The organism is Pedobacter sp. MC2016-24, assembly GCF_015223055.1.
In the GTDB taxonomy this organism is placed as follows: Bacteria; Bacteroidota; Bacteroidia; order Sphingobacteriales; family Sphingobacteriaceae; genus Pedobacter.
On sequence record NZ_JADFBX010000003.1, the window covers coordinates 259,658 to 278,767 of the forward strand.

The following is a 19,110-nucleotide window of genomic DNA, read 5'->3' on the forward strand; positions in this document are numbered from 1 at the left end:
TATTTCCTATTGCTGCTGATTATCTCCATAACTTTTCACTTGATTTACGATCCTGTCCAAAGGCAGTGTAAAACTAAATACGGATCCGGATCCAGGTTTACTTTCTGCCCATAGGGTACCACCATGGTTTTTGATGATCTGGTCGCAGATGTACAAACCAATGCCCATTCCCGGGTAGCTTTTCTGGATCTCACCAACACGGTAAAAGCGCTGAAAGATTTTTTTTAGCTCATCTTCCTTAATGCCCATTCCATAGTCTTTTACAGAGACTTTAATGAAGTTACTCACCATGGATATGTGAATTTCAACTTGCGTGGCCTCTGGAGAATATTTGATGGCATTACTGATCAGGTTGGTCAATACCTGGATCAGATGCGACTCGTCGCCGTTAAATATCACTCCCGTATTGCCTTGAATGGTGATCTGGTAACCTGGACTCGCAGTTTGCAAACCTTCTACCGCATCGGCTACCATTTTGTCGAAATCGAACGGTTCATTGTGCAGTTCAATGTTTCCGGTCTGGATCCTGGCGACATCCAGCAATTCGGAGAGTAGCTGGTTTAGACGGTCTACATACGTACTGGTTTTGTTTACCGTTGTTTTGAATTTTTCGGACGCATTTTCCGGCATCATCCGCTTAATCATCTGCATGTAGCCAATGACGGTGGTTAGCGGTGTTTTGAGTTCATGGCTGGCAATAGAGAGGAAATCATCTTTTCGCTGTTCAATCGCTTTTCTCTCTGTAATGTCTTCTATGGCCAGCAGAATCCGGTCTTTAAATTGTCCTTCCAGCTCTACCCGGTGCGCATTGAGCAACATGAGTTTCCGGCCAATGTGTGGAAACTCATGTTCCACCTCATAATTTAAAACAGGATTGTTGCTTGGCAGAATCTCTTCCATCATGGTTTTGAGCTCTGGTATGTTCCATTGTCCATTTCCCAGATCATACAATAGTTTTCCCTTTGTCTCGTTCAGTGAAACTTTAAAAGTATGGAGAAAATGAGAGTTGGCGCTCAGGATGTGGTAATTTTTGTCCATCACAAGCAAGCTTTCCCGAATCGTTTCAACAATACTGGACAAATACTCTTCACTTTGTTTGAGCATATAGGTCCTTTCCTCTACTTTCTGCTCGACCTCCTTATAGTTCATTTCCAGAGCCTGCTCTGCTTTCTTCCTGGCGCTGACGTCATTCTGGATCCCAATGAAGTGCGTAATTTTTCCAGCATTGTCTTTTACAGGAGAAATGTATAACTCATTGTAAAACAAGTTACCTTGTTTGTTGTAATTGCGGATTTCTACCACACAGCTTTCACCTGATAAAAGTGCTTCCTTTATCGTAAAGCGCGCCTGCTGATTTCGATCCTGATCCTGCAGGAAACGACAATTGTGTCCAATGATTTCTGCTCTTGTATAGCCTGAAATTTGTTCAAACGCCGGATTACAATAAATGATGGGATTGTCTGGTAACAGGTTATCTGTGATGACAATTCCTGTATTGGCCGCTTCCAGTACCTTGACCAGGATGAGCGACTCGGGTATGATATGATTTAAATTCAAAGGCATTTAAAAATTATTTTATTATAAACGACCGGAATCTCGATTTTGTTTACTGCATGGAGATTTTGGTTTGTGTTACGCACTATTTTTTAAGTACGGAAAGGTGTAGGGCACTGGATTTTTTTGTTTAAGACCTGTAAATAGCTTTTTTCTTTTTTTTGAAACTATATTGATTTGAAGGTGTTGGCCTTATACCTAATTGAATTGCCAGTTATTGCTTATTTAATTTGAAAGCTTATGCCGAATGTTAATGACAGCGTTACGCTGTCATATGCCGAAAACGAACAGGTACTTAACCTGTTGCCCATACCAATTGCTGTATTGAAAGGCGATCTGTCTGTCATTAGTTTCGCCAATGATGCCATGTTTGAATTCTGGAAACGTGACCGGTCTGTTGCAACGATTGGTTTGCCATTAACTACCGCTTTCCCAGAAACCGATCCTTCTTTTCTGGCGCAGTTAAAACACGTGTTTGAGACTGGGCTTAGCTATAAGAATGAAGAGATTTTACTAACCTTGAATGACGGGGCTGGTCATTCGTATTCGATATTTATAGATTATACTTATCAGGCCATCCGTGCGCAAAATGGGGAGATTGCCGGGATTCTGGTTACCGCACAAGACGTTAGCCATAAGGTTTCTGCCAAGCAATTGCTGCAGGATACAACCCAGCAGTTAAAAGATTCCAATCATGCACTGGCCTCCAGTAATGAGGAATGCCTGATGGCCATTGAAACTGCTAAGCTGGGTACCTGGGAATTTTCAGCTGAACGCGGTAACTTGAGCTTTTCAAAAAGAGGTGCAGAAATTTATGGTTTGGCTGAAGATCAGGTTTCGCTAAGTGCTGCGCTTGATCTGGTTAGGGAGGATTACCGGGCGTCTGTAGACCAGGCCTTCAGCCAGGTTAAAGATGCTGGGGAAATGTTTGAACTGGAATACCCGATCCGGCCTTTAAATTCGGATCAGGATCGTTGGGTCCGTTTAACGGGACGGGTGACCACCGCTAAAGGACATGCCACGATGCTGAAGGGAACGCTGATGAACATTACCGGGCAAAAAATGGAACTGATCCGTAAAAATGAGTTTATTGCTATGGCCAGCCATGAACTTAAAACACCACTTACTTCGCTTAATGGGCTGGTGCAACTGATGAGCAGGCGGCCAGAGCTGAAAGGGGATGGTAGTCTGCGAGAAATGATGGCTCTGGCGCTTTCACAAATCAGAAAAATGACCCGGATGATCAATAGTTTTGTCAACATATCGCGTTTGGAAGCTGGTAAGTTTGATTTGGATTTGACGGATTTTGATCTGGGTGAACTGGTAACTGAGTACCTGGATGAAGTTAGGGTAACTGCACCAAGGCATCAGTTCATTCAGCAGGGTTGTGCACAGCTTAGGGTGAAGGCAGACCGGGTCAAAATAGGCGTTTTACTGACCAATCTGGTTGCGAACGCCATTAAGTTTACGCCTGCTGGCAAATCCATTACGGTGAGCTGTTTTCAAAAGCCGGGTTTTGTGGAAGTCAGTGTAATGGATGAGGGATGTGGAATAGCCGAGAAAGACAGGCATAAGATATTTGAGCGGTTTAGCCAGATTGAGAATACGCAGGTGAAGAATTCGTCTGGCTTTGGCATTGGCTTGTTTTTATGTTCCGAAATCATCAGGCGTCATCAGGGCGAGATCTGGCTGGAAGACAGTGATGATATTGGATGTGATTTTCACTTTAGACTGCCTGTTGTGGATTGATTTGCGTTTGATTAATTTGGGAGCTCATTTTTAAGGAAACAAAGTTGGCCTTTTTCTGGTAACCATTTCATGGTAATGGCTCCTGTATCAAAAAGATATTGTAACAAGGCGCTTGATTGCTCCTCGCTAATGTTCCACTCTTTGGCAAATTTGTCACTAATCGACCTTCCGTGTACTTGATTTGCTACCTTTTCCATGCTATCGGTAAAGTGTTTAGGCAAGGTAGGCATAACGGGAACTTTAGTGTTTTTTTTCATATGCGTTAATTCACTGGTTTTATGATAAATTTTATTGTTCGGCAATTAAAAGCCAAAACATTTGATAATACGCATATGCTTGGGAAACATGTTCTTTGCAAGAGACGATTATTTAACAATAATAAAAAAAATACTTAATATTGGGCTTGATTCTTCGTAAATATATCAGAAGGTCAGTTTTCATGAAAGATTATTTATACCTTGTCTTTCAGTAAACGTATATTTTTAGAACGAATGGTCAACGTTAATCAAGCTGATGAGCAGGTTTTATTGCTTCAATTGAAGAACGGGGACGAGCGTGCATTTGAAATACTTTACAACAACTATAAGCTGCGCATCGCCGGAAACTTATTTAAGCTGCTCAAATCTGAAGACCTGGTCAAAGAAACCCTGCAAGAGCTCTTTTTCAAAATATGGGAAGCGCGAACACAAATTGATCCTGAAAAATCTTTTAAATCCTATCTTTTTCGCATCGCAGAAAACCTGGTCCATGATTATTATCGGAAAGTAGCGAAAGACAAACGTTTATTGGCTAAAGTGGTAGCCTCCAGTTCGGAATTGTACTTGCACATTGAAGAAGATCTGCTGGGTAAAGAGGAAGCTCAAAAGTTACAGCAGGCCATCGACCTCATGCCACCACAGCGTAAAATGGTATTTACACTCTGCAAACTGGAGGGTAAATCTTACAAGGAAGTGGAGGAGATTATGGGAATCAATGCCAAAACCATCAGTAGCCATATGCTGCAGGCCAATAGGTTTCTCCGGGCATATTTTAAGGATTCGGCTGCATTGACTGTTTCCTTGGTTTTAAGTGTTTTGTTGAAATAATGGCAGCCCCTGGACATCAAATGATCGATGAAAAGGCGGTCTTTGCGGCGCTGGCCAGTGGTGACGAGTCTGCATTTGAAAAGATTTACCACAGCTATGTCAAACGTCTGGCGCCTTTTATTGAGAAAATGGTGCACTCGCGTGATTTAACTGAAGAGATTATTCAGGAAATCTTTGTTCAACTTTGGGTAAACAGACTTCTTTTACAGCATGTTAGCCACCCGACTGCCTACTTATTTCAAATTGCGACAAACAAAACCCTTGACTATCTTAAAAAAATTGCAAATAACGCCAGGTTAATGGATAAGGTAGCTTACAGCTCAACGGAGTTGGTCTATAATACAGAAGAGCAGGTGGCCTTTAAGGAAAGTACAGCGATCATTGAACAGGCAATTGCGGCATTACCCGAAAAGCGAAGGCTGATCTTCAATCTCAGTAGAAAAGAAGGTCTGACGCATGAACAGATTGCTGAGAGGTTAAATATTTCCCGTAATACGGTAAAAAATCAATTGGTTACTGCACTTAAATTTATCCGTGTTTTTGCTGAAAAATATGGAGAAACGTTTGTTGCAGCTGCATTGATCCTCTCATTTAGGTAAGCAGATCAGATTTATTTTAAAAAAAAATACTTTTTCAATAGTCCACTATTGCCTGGTGATCGTCTCATCTGTATAGACTGGTTGATAACCGGGCATAACCATACCATGATGATGAATAGCGGTTCCAATTTTATTAAAGAATTATTTGAGAAGCATGCTTCAGGTAGGGCATCAGCCGAAGAAGTGAAACAATTGTTCAGGTTGATCGGGGACGGAAATTTCGACGAACAAATTAAAGCTTCTTTATTACAAAAATTCCAGTCTGCCAATATGGATCACGAGGATGATACCAACCGGTGGAACATGGTATTTGACCGCATTAAAACTGAAGCTTCCATTTTGGAACTTAAAAATAACCGGCATAAGAAACGCCTTTTTCTGCAAAGAATCAGTATCGCAGCATCGATCGTTTTCTGTTTGGCTATAGGTGGCTATCTTTTTCAACAAAGAAGCGGACAGCAGGCGAAAAATATACATGATGACATTGGTCCGGGCAAGACCGAAGCCACGCTAACCCTGGCCAATGGCCAAAAAATTAGGTTGTCTGATGCCAAAAATGGCTTACTGGCAGAAGAACATGGGGTCAACATTACTAAAACAGCCAGCGGTCAGCTTGTTTATCAGATCAGCAATAAAAGTAAGGCCTTCAACAGTGTGAACACTTTAGAAACGGCCAAAGGGCAGACTTGCCAGGTGCTTTTACCAGATGGCACAGAAATATGGCTAAATGCAGCTTCGTCACTGAAATACCCGGCAGCATTTGATGCGGCATCACCCCGGAAGGTTACCTTATCCGGTGAAGCTTTCTTTCAGGTCTTCAGAGATCCTTCCCGCCCCTTTATTGTCAAGACCGCCCTGCAGGAAGTGAAAGTGTTAGGAACACACTTCAATGTAAATTCCTATGCAGACGAGCCGGCGACGATTACCACATTGATTTCGGGAAGTGTGCTGGTTGCCGGTTTAAATCACGATCAAAAAGTACTTAAACCGGGCGAGCAATCTATACTCAGTGTTGCCGGGATCCAGGTTAAAAGAGCAGATGTTGAAGAGACCGTTGCCTGGAAGCATGAAGAATTTATATTCAGCGGCGATGATTTCCGTACCGTGATGCGAAAGATTGCGCGCTGGTACAACATTGAGGTGGTCTATGAGGCATCAGCGCCCATTAATCTGCAGCTGGGCGGGTTCTCCTCCCGGTCAAGAAACATCTCCACGGTCTTGAAAATGATTGCAAAAACCGGTGAAGTGCACTTCAAGATAGAAGGACGAAAGGTATTTGTAAGTAAATAAAAATATTGGCAATTAACAGATTACGAAACTTAAACAACAAAGCATGAAAAGATCTTTACGACAGAAAAGCTAAAGGTATAAAATAGATCAGGGGTGCGGAAACACCCCTGATAACCAAGTCTGGCATTAGTTCATAAAATCAACAAAAACGCAGCAACCTTGAGCTTCGAACCACAGGGAAGCTGCTAAACCAAACAAAACAAATGTACGAATTTTATCTCATGAAACCGGACAGGCAAGACCGCCTGATCCCTAAACTATGGCTTATTATGCGCCTGACCACCATTCTTATTTTTGCGGCACTGATACAGGTTAGCGCAGCTGGCTTAGCTCAAAACGTGACGTTAAAGCAACAGCGCGTTCCGCTCGAAAAAATATTTCGGGAGATCCACAGGCAGACCGGCTATGATTTCCTCTATAACCGCGACATCATCACCAAAAAGCAGGCTGTCAGCATATTTGCAGATCACGAGCCTTTACAAACTGTACTTACTTCCTGCCTGAGCAAACTATCACTGGAATTTTCTATTGAAGATAAAATGGTTGTGATCAGAGAGAAGGTGGCAAACGGAAACGATAACCTTGCATTTGATCTGACGATTTCGGGCAAAGTAACGGACAGTACAGGCAAGGCGCTACCCAATGCAAGTGTAAGGAACGTTACACAGAAAAAGACGGTTGTTACCACAGAAAATGGGAGTTTTACCATCAGCGCCAACTCCGGAGACAGGATCGAAGTTTCATTTGTCGGATTTATCACGGCCAGCTTCATTGCTAAAGAAAACCTACCCTATCAACTGATTAAACTCAGCGGAACGAGCGATAAGCTTGCGGAAGTGCAGGTTTTTTCTACAGGTTACCAGACCTTACCGAAAGAGAGAAGTGCAGGATCTTTCGCAAAACCTGACATGGAAATATTGAATAACCGGACCGGGACAATGAACATCATACAGCGCTTGGATGGATTAATTCCGGGACTGACTATAAATAATGCAAACACAGATAAAATTCAAATCCGAGGATTAACTTCTATCGGAGTACTAAGCGGGGGTACGAGTGGGGTTTATGGCGGCACTGAGCGTTCACCACTTATTGTGGTAGACGGCATTGCCATCAGTAATATCGAATCTGTAAACCCGAATGATGTAGCTGATATCACTGTGCTGAAAGATGCTACTGCGGCATCCATCTGGGGTTCCAGGGCTGCAAACGGAGTGATCGTAATCACTACAAAACAGGGTGGCCGTTCCGGGAAATTAAAAATTGAATACGATGGTTTCATCAATTTCCTGGGCAAACCCGATCTGGACAACATGCCCTTACTCAACAGCCAGCAATTCATACAGGCTGCCAAAGATATATTTGATCCCTCACTTACCAGCTGGCAGACCGTAAGCAATCCTGCCTTTAGCGGAAATCCAGGTGTGCCTCCTCACGAACAAATTTTATTTGACTGGAAGCGCAACCTGATTTCCACTCCAGTTAAGGATGCAAAAATGGATAGTCTTGCAGGGATCAGCAACCATAACCAAATCAGAGATCTTTTCTATCAAAATCAGCTGTTAACCAACCATACACTTTCTGTACGGGGCGGAGGGGAAAAATACAGCATCTACGGCTCGTTTGCTTACACAGGAACCCAGGATAGCAAACCAGGATCTTACATCAATACATTCAAAATCAATGCCCGTCAGGATTACCGTCCGTCGCGTTTTTTAAGCATGTACCTGATCACCGACATCACCAATACAAGAAGTAAGGCAACACCCTTACCAAACGCCAATTATACTTTTTTACCGTATCAGTTAATTCGCGATGCCCAAGGCAATAACATTCACATGCCCTGGTTGTTCAGGACAGATTCCCTAAGAAAAGTATACGAAACCAGAAGCGGTATAAGTTTAGACTATAGTCCTTTAGACGAAGCAGGATATGGCTATACGCTTACCGACAACCTGCTGACAAGGCTTACTGGTGGTGTTTCGCTCAACCTGTTAGCAGGCTTAAAACTGGAAGGTACTTACGGCCTGGTGAAAGGCGGTGACAACAGCCGTAACTATAGAGGTCAGGAAGCATATGATTCCAGAAATGAAGTGGTGAGTTTTGCGACAGGGAGTGTGGCCAATAACAATATTCGTTATTTCATGCCGCAAAAAGGAGGACGATATACAACCGGGAACAATATGCAGGAGAACTGGACTATTCGTCATCAACTGGCTTATAATAAAAACTGGAAAGATTCAGAGCACCAATTCTCTGCTATAGCAGGTACCGAAATGCAAAAGGCGCTGGCAAGAAACACATCAATTACACAAAGGGGTTTCAATCCGCAACTTGGTACATCTCAGTCGTTGGATTACGATACTTTAGCCAAAGGTGTGGTGAACACCATTATGCTGCTCAACTCTTCCAGAAGTACTTATAACACCAATGACTTTAGCTTTACACAGGTGGAAACACGTTTCCGGTCATTTTACGCAAATGCTGCCTATACTTTTCGTGAGAAGTATACCGTCAATGGCAGCTGGCGTCAGGATGAGTCCAACCTTTTCGGCATAGAAAAATCGGCCCAGAACAAGCCGGTATGGAGCGTCGGCGCCAGCTGGTCACTTTCAAGGGAGCGTTTTATGGAAAACCTCAACTGGCTCGAACGATTGAACCTAAGGGCAACTTATGGAATTACAGGGAATGCACCAACACCCGGAACAGCAGCTTCTAAAGATATTATTTTTGCCGGGGCAGGGTCAGCAATCTTTCCCGGATCAACAGCTTATATCATTTCAAGCTATGCCAATAGAAGCCTTACCTGGGAGTCAACTAAAGTAATCAACCTGGGAATGGATTTTACGGTATTGAACAATAGGATCAGCGGCTCCCTGGATTTCTATCATAAAAAGACGGAGAACCTGCTCGGCAATCTTCCAAGCAACGGCTTTACAGGAGTAACCACAATTGTGGGTAACCTGGGTGATCTCACCAACAAAGGTTTTGAACTGAGCCTGACTACCGCAAATGTCATCAGCAGGGATTTCAGCTGGCACACCTTATGGAACATTGCTTATAATTCAAATAAAGTAAATCGCCTCTCCACCGCCCTCACGGCAACGACAGGTAATTCGGTAATCAACAACAATGCTTACGGAGGCTTTTATCAGGGTTATGCAGCCTATGCTCTTTTTGCCTACAATTACGCCGGACTAGACAATATGGGTGATCCGCAAATACGGTTGGCAGACAACACGGTGACTAAAGCGCTGAACATCGCCAAACCGGAAGATATGGTTTTCATGGGCACCTACCAACCCAAATGGAGCGGCGGTTTTTCCAACACTTTCAGGTATAAATCACTTTCACTTTCTGCTAACATGATCTACAACTTAGGACATGTGATGAGACGCGACGTAAACCGAACCTATACCCTTAACCGCCTATATTCAGATGGCACATCGCTGACAGGCGCGAATATCCATTCAGATTTTGCGTCACGCTGGCAGAAGCCTAACGATGAAGCTTTCACGGATATCCCTGGCTGGGTGAGCAATGCCACCATGAGCGGAAGCAGGCGTTTTGTGAACTATTATCTGTACGCCAATACCAATGTAATCAGTGCATCCTATATTAAATTGCGGGATGTTACGCTTGCTTATAAACTCCCGCAAATGTTATTGCGCCGCATTAAAACGGAAGGTATAACACTAAGGCTTCAAACTGGTAATATCATGCTATGGAAAGCAAATAAATTCAATATTGATCCGGAATTTCAGAATGCACTATTGGGTATAAGAGGACAAGTAGCCAATCAGCAAACATTTTCCGTTGGCGTCCATGTAGATTTCTAATCATTTAAAGAAAGAAAAAATGTTAAAGAAAAATTTCATCATCATACTATTCTGCATAGTACTGACATCGTGCATCGTACTGACATCTTGCAAAAAGAATTTCCTGGAGGTTGACCCCATCGGGAGAGTTATTGCTAAAACAACGAACGACTATAACAATCTATTTTACAATACAGCGCTGCTTGCCACAGGTTCCTCTGATATACAGATCACCTTGAGTGACGAAGTGGCGGGAGTATCTACTTATCTGAGTCCGGCAGCCGTTAGAATTCAGAACGCCTTTCGTTGGGAAAAGGACATCTATCTTGACACTGAAGATCCAGTTGAATTTGTCCGCTTAACGGGACATGTATACTTACTCAACAAAATTGCGAACGAAGTAATGGGTTCTACTGAGGGATCAGAATCAGAAAAAAGAGCGTTACAGGCAGAGGCGCTTGCCACCAGAGCCTGGAGTTATTTTATGCTCATCAACTACTATGGAAAACCGTACAATCCAGCTACATCAGCGTCTGACCCAGGTTTTCCTATTGTTACAGAAGCAGACGCAGCTGCAACCTCGTTTACCAGGGTCAGCGTGCAGGCTGTTTATGATTTCATCATAAAAGACCTTACCGAAAATATTCCGGATCTTCCACGGAATTCTAATTATGCATTGAGACAGCGGATGAACAAATCATCAGCTATTATCCTACTGGGCAAGGTTTATCTTTTTATGGGTAGGTACGCAGAGGCGCTTGAACAGTTGAATCTGGCTGCAACCCTACTACCAACAAATGTAACCACAGAAATCTATGACTATAATCAAACGCTGGTCGTGGGTGGTAGCTGGGGATATTCACCTACGGTGAATTCCTATACCAATGGCCCGCTCCCTTTTCAGAGTAACGAAGGCATGCTGGCAAGAAACTTCAGTTCCAGTTTCATGCCCACCTCAAATGTATTGCTTTTAACCCGGGAAGCTTACAATCTGTACGGTGCGAATGACCAACGGAAAAAATTATTTACGGCAAAGGCAAACCCTGCCTCAACTAACGTTACTTTTCCGCTGAACATGGTAAGGAGATATGGCTATAATACGGTTCCTTCTTATGGCATAACGTACCCGGAATATTTTCTATTGCGTGCAGAATGTAAAGCCAGAACAAATGATCTGGCAGGAGCTAAGGAGGATCTGGAGACCCTTCGTAAAAAAAGGATGCCGGCAACGGATGCCGTTGTGAACATATCAGATCGCAACGAGATGATCAGATTTGTGATAGACGAGCGTCAACGTGAGTTTGCAATGACTGGTTACCGCTGGTTTGACATCAGACGCTTATCTGTTGATCCACTTTTTTTTGGTAAAACGTATACCCATGTTATTTATGACATCAGTGGTACGCCCTTAGAAACCTTTACACTTACACCAGACAGGATGACCTTGCGTTTGCCTTTGAAATTGATGTCACAAAACCCTTCAATGATCAATAATCCATAACTATGAGAGTAAATATAATCGCTATTTTTCTGCTAATTTGTTGCCAGGTAAAAGCACAATCGAAATATCATGGATCTTTTACCATCAGCGGTGATGTTTCAAAAGTTTGCAAAACGGGAATGATGACGATGTCTTATGCTAATGCGAACGGCAGACCTAACACGGATACTGCGAAAATCGAAAATGGGAAGTTTAAACTTTCAGGTGAGGTGTCAGAGCCTGTGGTCGCAACACTTCGGATAAAATTACCCAAAGCTACAGTTGGAGTGGCTTTATACGATCCGAAAAATGTATATCGGATTTTATTGGAACCTGTTGGCTATAAGTTAAATACAACAGGAGAAAATCTAAGTACTGCAATTGTAAAAGGGAGCCAAATGCAAGAGGAATATGCTAAGTATTTTCAGGCATTACAAGAGTTACATTATGAGATGAAGCCTTATAATATACAATCACAAGCATTTGAGAAGCAAATGGATGTAAAAGCTTTTCTCGATGTAGGCAAAAAGCTAGACTCTTTATACGAGTTGGAAAAGAATATGGTTGACAGTTATGTATCAGCTAACCCTCACTCTCCGGTAGCGCTGTTCGCCGTCGCCGAATACAACACTGCTATAATGTCGCCCAAGCCTTTTAAAGCCTATTTTGATAAGCTTGATCCCGAATTAAAGAAAACAAGTGTAGGTCGTAAGCTGGCCAAGAACATTGAGGAAATGGAATACTTTTTACCCGGCAGTCAATCAGTTGACTTTACTCAACCAGACACATCAGGAAAACGTGTTAGCTTATCGGAATTTAAAGGAAAATACGTCTTCCTCGATTTTTGGGCAAGTTGGTGTGGTCCCTGCAGGGCGCAAAGTAGGTTTATGAAACAGGCCTACATGGAGTTTAAAGATAAAAACTTCACAATCATCAGTGTCTCGTGCGACGACAATAGGGAGAAATGGATCCAAGCGATCAGGGAAGATGGAGTTGGTTTGTGGACACAACTTGGAGATATGACTGGGAAAAAAAATATAGTCAGCGATATTTATAAAATCAGATCTTATCCGCAAAACCTTCTAATAGACCCCACGGGAAAAATAATAGCCAAAAACCTGGGTGGATTATTACTCGGAATGAAGTTAAAGGAGATTTTACACTGAATCTGCTTATTTGAACTGTTAAGTTACAATTAGAATATCCAGCAAGGAGGCTGTTTCAAATCATGATCAGCCTCTTTTTTATAATCATAATCCATATTTTTGGAAATCAATTGTTATTTTTTTGTTACCTGACTAAGGATATTTTTGCCCAGCTCCGTATTAGCTGTAAAAATTGAACCTTGAAACCATCTGACCAACTTCATATCCTTTTCAAAAAATACCTGGACAACACCGCTACCCTGGAAGAAACGCAGCGTCTGATGAATTACTTTCAACTTGATGAAGATCAGGACGCATTGAAAGCCATCATCATCGATGTTTTAGAAATTGAGGACGAAAGTTACGCAACCAATGCTGCCATTGCCGAAGTGCTGGCAAAAGTTGACCGCGATCTGTTTATCCAAATTCATTCTGCAGCGGAAGATGTACCTGCCGCTACCCATAAAACGGTTAAACTCTGGTTACGGATCGCCACTGTTGCAGCTGCCCTGGCAGTAATATGCACAGGTATTTACTTTTTCAGTTACAAATCAGAAAAGGTCCCGACTGCTGCCTATGTGGTTCCAGAGGAGATAAAACCGGGTGATTTTGGTGCAACACTTACCTTGGCAAACGGCCGTAAAATTAGTTTAGCCAATGCATCGAATGGAGAGATTGGACGGGAATCCGGGATCATCATCTCTAAAACCGGTGATGGCAGACTCGTGTATGAAATAAATGAAAAAGTTGCTGACCCTAACGCCTCCAATACCTTGTCAACAGCCAGGGGAGAGACTTATCAGGTACGTTTGCCTGATGGATCACTAGTTTACCTGAATGCGGCCTCGAGCCTAACCTATACGACCTCCCTGATCGAAAATGGAAAACGTATGGTCAAGCTTATTGGCGAAGGTTATTTTGAAGTAGCTAAGGATAAGCAACATCCATTTATCGTAAAGACAAACAATCAGCAGGTAGAAGTATTAGGAACACATTTTAACATCAGCAGTTATGCTGACGATGAAGTCGAAAAAACCACCTTGCTGGAAGGGAGTGTGAAATTGTCTACAGCGGGTAGTTCCAAAGTATTAAGACCAGGTCAACAAGCTAAGCTATCGGGCGGCAAAATCCAGATCAATGAAACGGATACAGACCTTGCCGTTGCCTGGAAAAACAATGAATTTGTAATCGAAAGTGAGCACATTGAGAACATCATGAAAATGATTGAGCGCTGGTACAATGTCGAGGTCATTTACAACGGTGAAAAAACCAAACAACGGTTCAGCGGCAAAGTATCCAGGTTTGATAACATGACGAAAGTGCTTGAAATTGTAGAATCAACGGGAGAAGCCCACTTTGACGTAAAGGGAAGAACTATATATGTATCAAAATAATACCTAAATATAATTAACAGAATACTAATCTTGAACTAAACCCCATGAAAAGAAAACTACACTAGCTAAAAATGTTTAAACGAAACCAGGCCCCGATTAGCCATCAGAACCTGGTCAAAGTTTGGAACATTTCAATTAAAAATCAAAGTGATAACCGCAGTTCTCTATACGGTCCAACGCAAAAGAGACTGCTTAACCAAACCGACTACTAATGTATCAAAATTCAAGGAAATTTGGTATGCCTAAACGGCTGTACCTAAAACTATTGCTAACTATGCGCTTAACCATCGTAATTATTATAGCATGCTTTATGCAGGTAAGTGCGTCGAGCCTTGCCCAGAAAGTGACTTTGACCAAGTCGAATGCTTCACTTCGCGCTGTCTTTAAGGAACTTAACCGACAGACGGGTTATAATTTCTTTTATACGGACAATTTGTTGGAAAATTCGTCTCCGGTAGACATCAATGTTAAAGATGCTGAGTTATCAGCTGTGCTTAACGAGATTTTTGCCAGGCAAAATCTAAATTTTATTATACGTAACCAGACTGTGGTGGTCAAGGCCAGTGAAACGACCAGGCAGGAAGTCATTTCCGGTTTTGTAGGTGATGCCAAAGACCGTAAGCCTATCCCCGGCGTTACGGTGTCGATTAAGGGAACGAAGTCTACAGTTCAGACAGATAAGAATGGAAAATTTACCATCAGTATATCCAAAGGTGCATCATCTCTGGAGTTCAGATTTATAGGTTATAAGACTGTTGATGTGCCCATCTCTCCAAATTCTAATTATACCATTTACATGGATGAGGATCAGGTTACATTGAACGAGACCGTGATTACGGGGATGGTTGACCGCAAGGTGAACACCTATACCGGAGCGGCCAAAACCATGACTGGCGCCGAACTTAAGTCGGTGAGCCCGGTTAACCTTTTTACCAGTATTGCTGCGCTAGACCCCTCCTTCAGGATGACGCCAAACAACGTGGTAGGTGGCAACATTAATGCGCTTCCGCAGGTGACGATGCGTGGCCAGACCTCCTATCCGACACTTGGGGCAGAGCTTGTAGGAAATCCCAATACGCCTTTGTTTATTCTGGATGGCTTCCAGGTCTCGCAACAGGCGGTTGTAGATTTGGACATGAACCAAATTGCCTCAGTGACTTTATTAAAGGATGCTTCTGCAACGGCCATGTACGGTTCACGCGGTGGTAACGGTGTTATGGTAATTACGACCATTCTCCCTCCAAGAGGAAAGGTTGAAGTTACCTTAACCAACAACTTTACATTATCATCCCCGGACCTTTCTGTTTATCACATGCTCAATTCTGAAGAAAAACTTGATTTTGAAAGACGCGTGGGCTTCACCAACAGCTATAGAGGTGATCTAATCAATTCGGAACGATATAAAGCAGTATTAGCCGGTGTGAATACCGACTGGAAATCTATCCCTGTTCAAACGGGGTTCAATAACAGGACCAATCTTGCCTTACGTGGTGGTGACGAGTCATTGACTTTCGGGCTTACGTTTAGCAGCAACCTGTTACAGGGCGTGATGAAAGGGCAAGACCGAAAAAATTATGCAGGGACTTTTACCCTAAGCTATAGAACGCATAAATTGACGTTCCAAAACCAGACCATTGGCACGCAGGTGGTCTCCAATGCTTCTCCTTACGGAGCGTTTAGTCAGTACCTGGATTTGAACCCGTATTGGAAGCCTTATGATGAAAATGGCAACGTAAACAAATACCTGGAAAACATCGACATGGGCTTCGGTATTGGAACCTCTATTAAATTGAATCCATTGATGGACATCACCTACAACACCATTAATGACAGAAACAAGAACTTTAATTTAAGAAACAACACATCTATTCGTTACGATGCCAATAAATCACTATGGCTTAGTGGTGCCTTTGGAATAACAAAGATCAATGGAACGATAGACAATTTCTATTCTGCGCTGGATAGTCGGTTTGAAGGTGTTGCTGATCTGAGTACACGCGGTACCTATTCCATCAACACTACCAGTTCCTTTATTATGGACGGGACGGGATCAGTAAACTACAACAAAGAAATAGGAAAACACAATATTACGGCCAATGCAACGATGAGGATCGCCAGCGCAAAAGCCGATTCCTACACGGTAGCTGCGCAGGGCTTTCCATTTGACCGTTTAGACAACATTTTGTTTGCTGCACAATATTTGAATAGCAGGCCTACTGGAAACGAAAGTACGGTAAACAACATTGCCGTTACCGGAAGTGCCGTATATTCCTACGACGACCGGTATTTTAGCGATTTTACCTATACCAGGGATGGTTCTTCAGCTTATGGAGTGAATAATAAATTTGGTAATTTCTGGTCTACAGGTTTAGGATGGAACATGCACAATGAAGAATTCCTGAAGGATAGCCAAAAAATCAACTTGTTGAGGCTTCGCGCCAGTTATGGTTCTACAGGAACCTCAGTGCAGGATCCTTATGCTGCACAATTCAGGTATAACCTGGGCACAACAACCGGTTATTTTGGCGAAGTAGGTGCCTTTCCTGGCGGACTGGGAAACCCGGGTTTGAGCTGGCAGCAAGTAATAAAGTCAAACATAGGTGTCAATTCAGCATTTCTGGACAACCGTCTGACTTTCAACGCCGAGTTTTATAATGAGGTCACCCAAAATGCACTCACTACGGTTTCACTGGCACCGAGTACTGGCTTTCCTTTGTTTACCGAAAATTTAGGTAAAATACAAAATAGGGGTTTACAGCTGGACTTGGGCTATACCATACTATCAGTTCCCCGCAAAGGTTTAAAGTGGAACGTTTCTGTGAATGCGGCCAGGAACAAATCCGTGCTAAAAGAAGTTTCCGAAAAACTCAAAGCTTTTAACGCTGCACTGAATACAAATAATACCAATCAAACTGCCGAAAATGCCCAATTTATTGAAGGCAGGTCAACAACGGCTATTTATGCAGTGAGATCCCTGGGTATCGATCCCGTTACCGGCCAGGAAGTGTATTTAAAATCTGATGGCACGCCAACTTTTGTTTGGGACGTAAACGATAAGACCTATGTTGGTGATTCCCTCCCTAAGTGGACTGGTGCCATAAATTCAAATTTCTTGTATGCAGGTTTTGCCTTAAACTTTAGCCTGAGTTATAATTATGGCGCCCAATTGTATAACAGCACTTTGTTAAATCGTGTAGAAGCTGTTGATGCCAAGAATAATGTGGATAGGCGGGCTTATGATTTAGGTTGGACGGGCCCCGGAAGTGTGAGCCCATATAGAAGAATTACAGGCTCGCCAACACCAACGAAGCTGACTTCACGTTTTGTCCAAAACGACAATAACATTCAGCTCACTTCAGTTAACTTAAGCTATCAGTTTAAAACACCATTTATTAAAAAAATAGGCTTGCAGAACCTGACCCTTAGTGCAACGACAAATAATGTGCTCACCTTAAGTACAATTGACATTGAGCGTGGTACAGATAATCCATTTGCCAGAGAGTACACATTCGGTCTGAGTACAAGATTTTAATTCAAAAAATTCATATCACAATGAAAAGAACAACATTAATAATAGGAATTGTGGCCATATGTGCAACGTCTTTTAGTTGTAAAAAGTTTTTGGATGTAACGCCAAAAACAAGTTTGTCGGAAGAGCAATTGTTTACTTCAGAAGTCGGTTTCCAGCAGGCGTTATCAGGTATTTATGGTCAACTTTCCAGTAAACAGCTTTACGGAGATAACCTTTCCATGGGCTTCGTTTCTGCACTGGCTCAAAATTATGCAACACTTGATCTAGGATCTTCAGTTAAGCTACAACAGACACAACTTTTGAACTATACTTCGACAGAAGTCATCGGTTATACGAATGACATTTGGTCTACCAGTTATACTGCAATTGCCGCAGCCAATAAAATAATTATCCACACAGAGACCGACCGCTCGGTGTTAACAAATGATTCTTATGCATTATTGCGTGGTGAAGCTTTGGCCTTAAGGGCATTTATACATTTTGATTTGTTACGGATGTTTGGGCCTGAATATACTGCGGGGGCGAATCTAAAAGCCATCCCTTACAAAAAAGACGTTAGCCAAAACGCAAATCCGCCGGCAACAACTGCCGATGTGGTTAAATTTGCCCTGGCCGACCTCAAGGAAGCGGAGAGTTTGCTCTTAACTGTTGATCCGATTGTGACCAGCGATTTGCGTACCAGGCGGAATAAGCTTAATTATTATGGTGTAAAAGCACTGGAAGCAAGAATCATGTTGTATAGCGGCGATAATACTGGCGCGGCGGCTGCTGCAACTATAGTAGTCAACTCAGGAAAATATCCTTTTGTAACCCAGGCACAAGCCAGCGTTGTTGCTCAGGGATTGGCGATACGTGACCGCTTGTATTTTAATGAGCAGGTGTTCATGATCAGGGTTAGGGATATACTGCCAACGGTACAAGCTTATTTTAGATTTAGGGGTTCTGCCAGCCTAACGCTTACACGTAGTACTACTAATTTTGCTACACTTTATGAAACGAGCAGTGGTGGCGGTTCAGATTTCAGATTTGCTTATCGACTTGAGCAGGATGCAGGAGTCACGTTTCCTTCTAAATTCTGGCAGGCCTCCACTGCTACAACCACAATTACCGACAATTTACTTGATCAGTACGTACCGGGCATACGTGTTTCAGAAATGTATTATATCCTGGCCGAAACGGCGTCTACACCTGCTGCCGGCGTTGGGTATTTAAATACAGTTCGCTTAAACCGCGGAATTAATGCTTTGCCAAATACGCTCAGCGCAGTGACGCTTAAAGCCGAGATTACCAAAGAGTATCAGAAGGAATTTTATGCGGAAGGACAATTGTTCTTTTACTATAAACGCATCAAAGCCTCAAGAATGCAATTCCGTAATGTTAACATGGCACCGGAGCAGTATGTACTCCCAATTCCAGATTCTGAACTTCAATTTAATCCGAATTATGCTAATTAATCACACTCGT

Annotated in this window: 12 protein-coding genes; 10 read left to right on the forward strand and 2 right to left on the reverse strand. The window is 42.7% G+C overall.

Translation table 11 applies throughout. The features are described 5' to 3' along the window. Nucleotides 1–6 precede the first annotated feature (6 nt). On the reverse strand, nt 7–1,563 hold the full coding sequence (locus IM797_RS09565; RefSeq protein WP_194126888.1) for a PAS domain-containing sensor histidine kinase: 1,557 nt from the start codon (nt 1,561–1,563) through the stop codon (nt 7–9). Nucleotides 1,564–1,794: 231 nt separating this feature from the next. Here IM797_RS09565 and IM797_RS09570 point away from each other — a divergent pair, with 231 nt between their 5' ends. Further along, nucleotides 1,795–3,303 (forward strand): ATP-binding protein, encoded by a 1,509-nt coding sequence (locus IM797_RS09570; protein WP_194126889.1) that lies wholly within the window; start codon nt 1,795–1,797, stop codon nt 3,301–3,303. 11 nt (nt 3,304–3,314) lie between these two features. Here IM797_RS09570 and IM797_RS09575 read toward each other — a convergent pair whose 3' ends face one another. Then, nucleotides 3,315–3,560 carry a hypothetical protein gene (locus IM797_RS09575; protein ID WP_194126890.1) on the reverse strand — a complete coding sequence of 82 codons (246 nt, stop codon included), beginning with the start codon at nt 3,558–3,560 and terminating at the stop codon, nt 3,315–3,317. Nucleotides 3,561–3,794: 234 nt separating this feature from the next. Between IM797_RS09575 and IM797_RS09580 the strand changes: the two genes are divergently transcribed. From IM797_RS09580 to IM797_RS09620, 9 genes are all read left to right on the forward strand, one after another. Further along, complete coding sequence (locus IM797_RS09580; RefSeq protein WP_194126891.1) at nt 3,795–4,388, forward strand: RNA polymerase sigma factor; 594 nt, start codon at nt 3,795–3,797, stop codon at nt 4,386–4,388. Beyond that, a complete protein-coding gene (locus tag IM797_RS09585; RefSeq protein ID WP_194126892.1) occupies nt 4,388–4,987 on the forward strand; it encodes an RNA polymerase sigma factor in 600 nt (199 codons plus the stop codon). Before IM797_RS09580 ends, IM797_RS09585 begins: the two co-directional genes overlap by 1 nt. A gap of 105 nt (nt 4,988–5,092) precedes the next feature. Further along, nucleotides 5,093–6,277, forward strand: a complete 1,185-nt coding sequence (locus tag IM797_RS09590) for a FecR family protein (protein WP_194126893.1) — start codon at nt 5,093–5,095, stop codon at nt 6,275–6,277. 203 nt (nt 6,278–6,480) lie between these two features. After that, nucleotides 6,481–10,116 carry a SusC/RagA family TonB-linked outer membrane protein gene (locus tag IM797_RS09595; protein ID WP_194126894.1) on the forward strand — a complete coding sequence of 1,212 codons (3,636 nt, stop codon included), beginning with the start codon at nt 6,481–6,483 and terminating at the stop codon, nt 10,114–10,116. A gap of 19 nt (nt 10,117–10,135) precedes the next feature. Beyond that, complete coding sequence (locus tag IM797_RS09600; protein ID WP_194126895.1) at nt 10,136–11,596, forward strand: RagB/SusD family nutrient uptake outer membrane protein; 1,461 nt, start codon at nt 10,136–10,138, stop codon at nt 11,594–11,596. A 2-nt stretch (nt 11,597–11,598) separates the two neighbouring features. Next, complete coding sequence (locus IM797_RS09605) at nt 11,599–12,741, forward strand: TlpA disulfide reductase family protein (RefSeq protein WP_194126896.1); 1,143 nt, start codon at nt 11,599–11,601, stop codon at nt 12,739–12,741. Between the two features lie 179 nt (nt 12,742–12,920). Beyond that, nucleotides 12,921–14,114, forward strand: a complete 1,194-nt coding sequence (locus IM797_RS09610) for a FecR family protein (protein WP_194126897.1) — start codon at nt 12,921–12,923, stop codon at nt 14,112–14,114. Between the two features lie 274 nt (nt 14,115–14,388). After that, a complete protein-coding gene (locus IM797_RS09615) occupies nt 14,389–17,646 on the forward strand; it encodes a SusC/RagA family TonB-linked outer membrane protein (protein ID WP_194126898.1) in 3,258 nt (1,085 codons plus the stop codon). 20 nt (nt 17,647–17,666) lie between these two features. Further along, complete coding sequence (locus IM797_RS09620) at nt 17,667–19,100, forward strand: RagB/SusD family nutrient uptake outer membrane protein (RefSeq protein ID WP_194126899.1); 1,434 nt, start codon at nt 17,667–17,669, stop codon at nt 19,098–19,100. Nucleotides 19,101–19,110 lie beyond the last annotated feature (10 nt).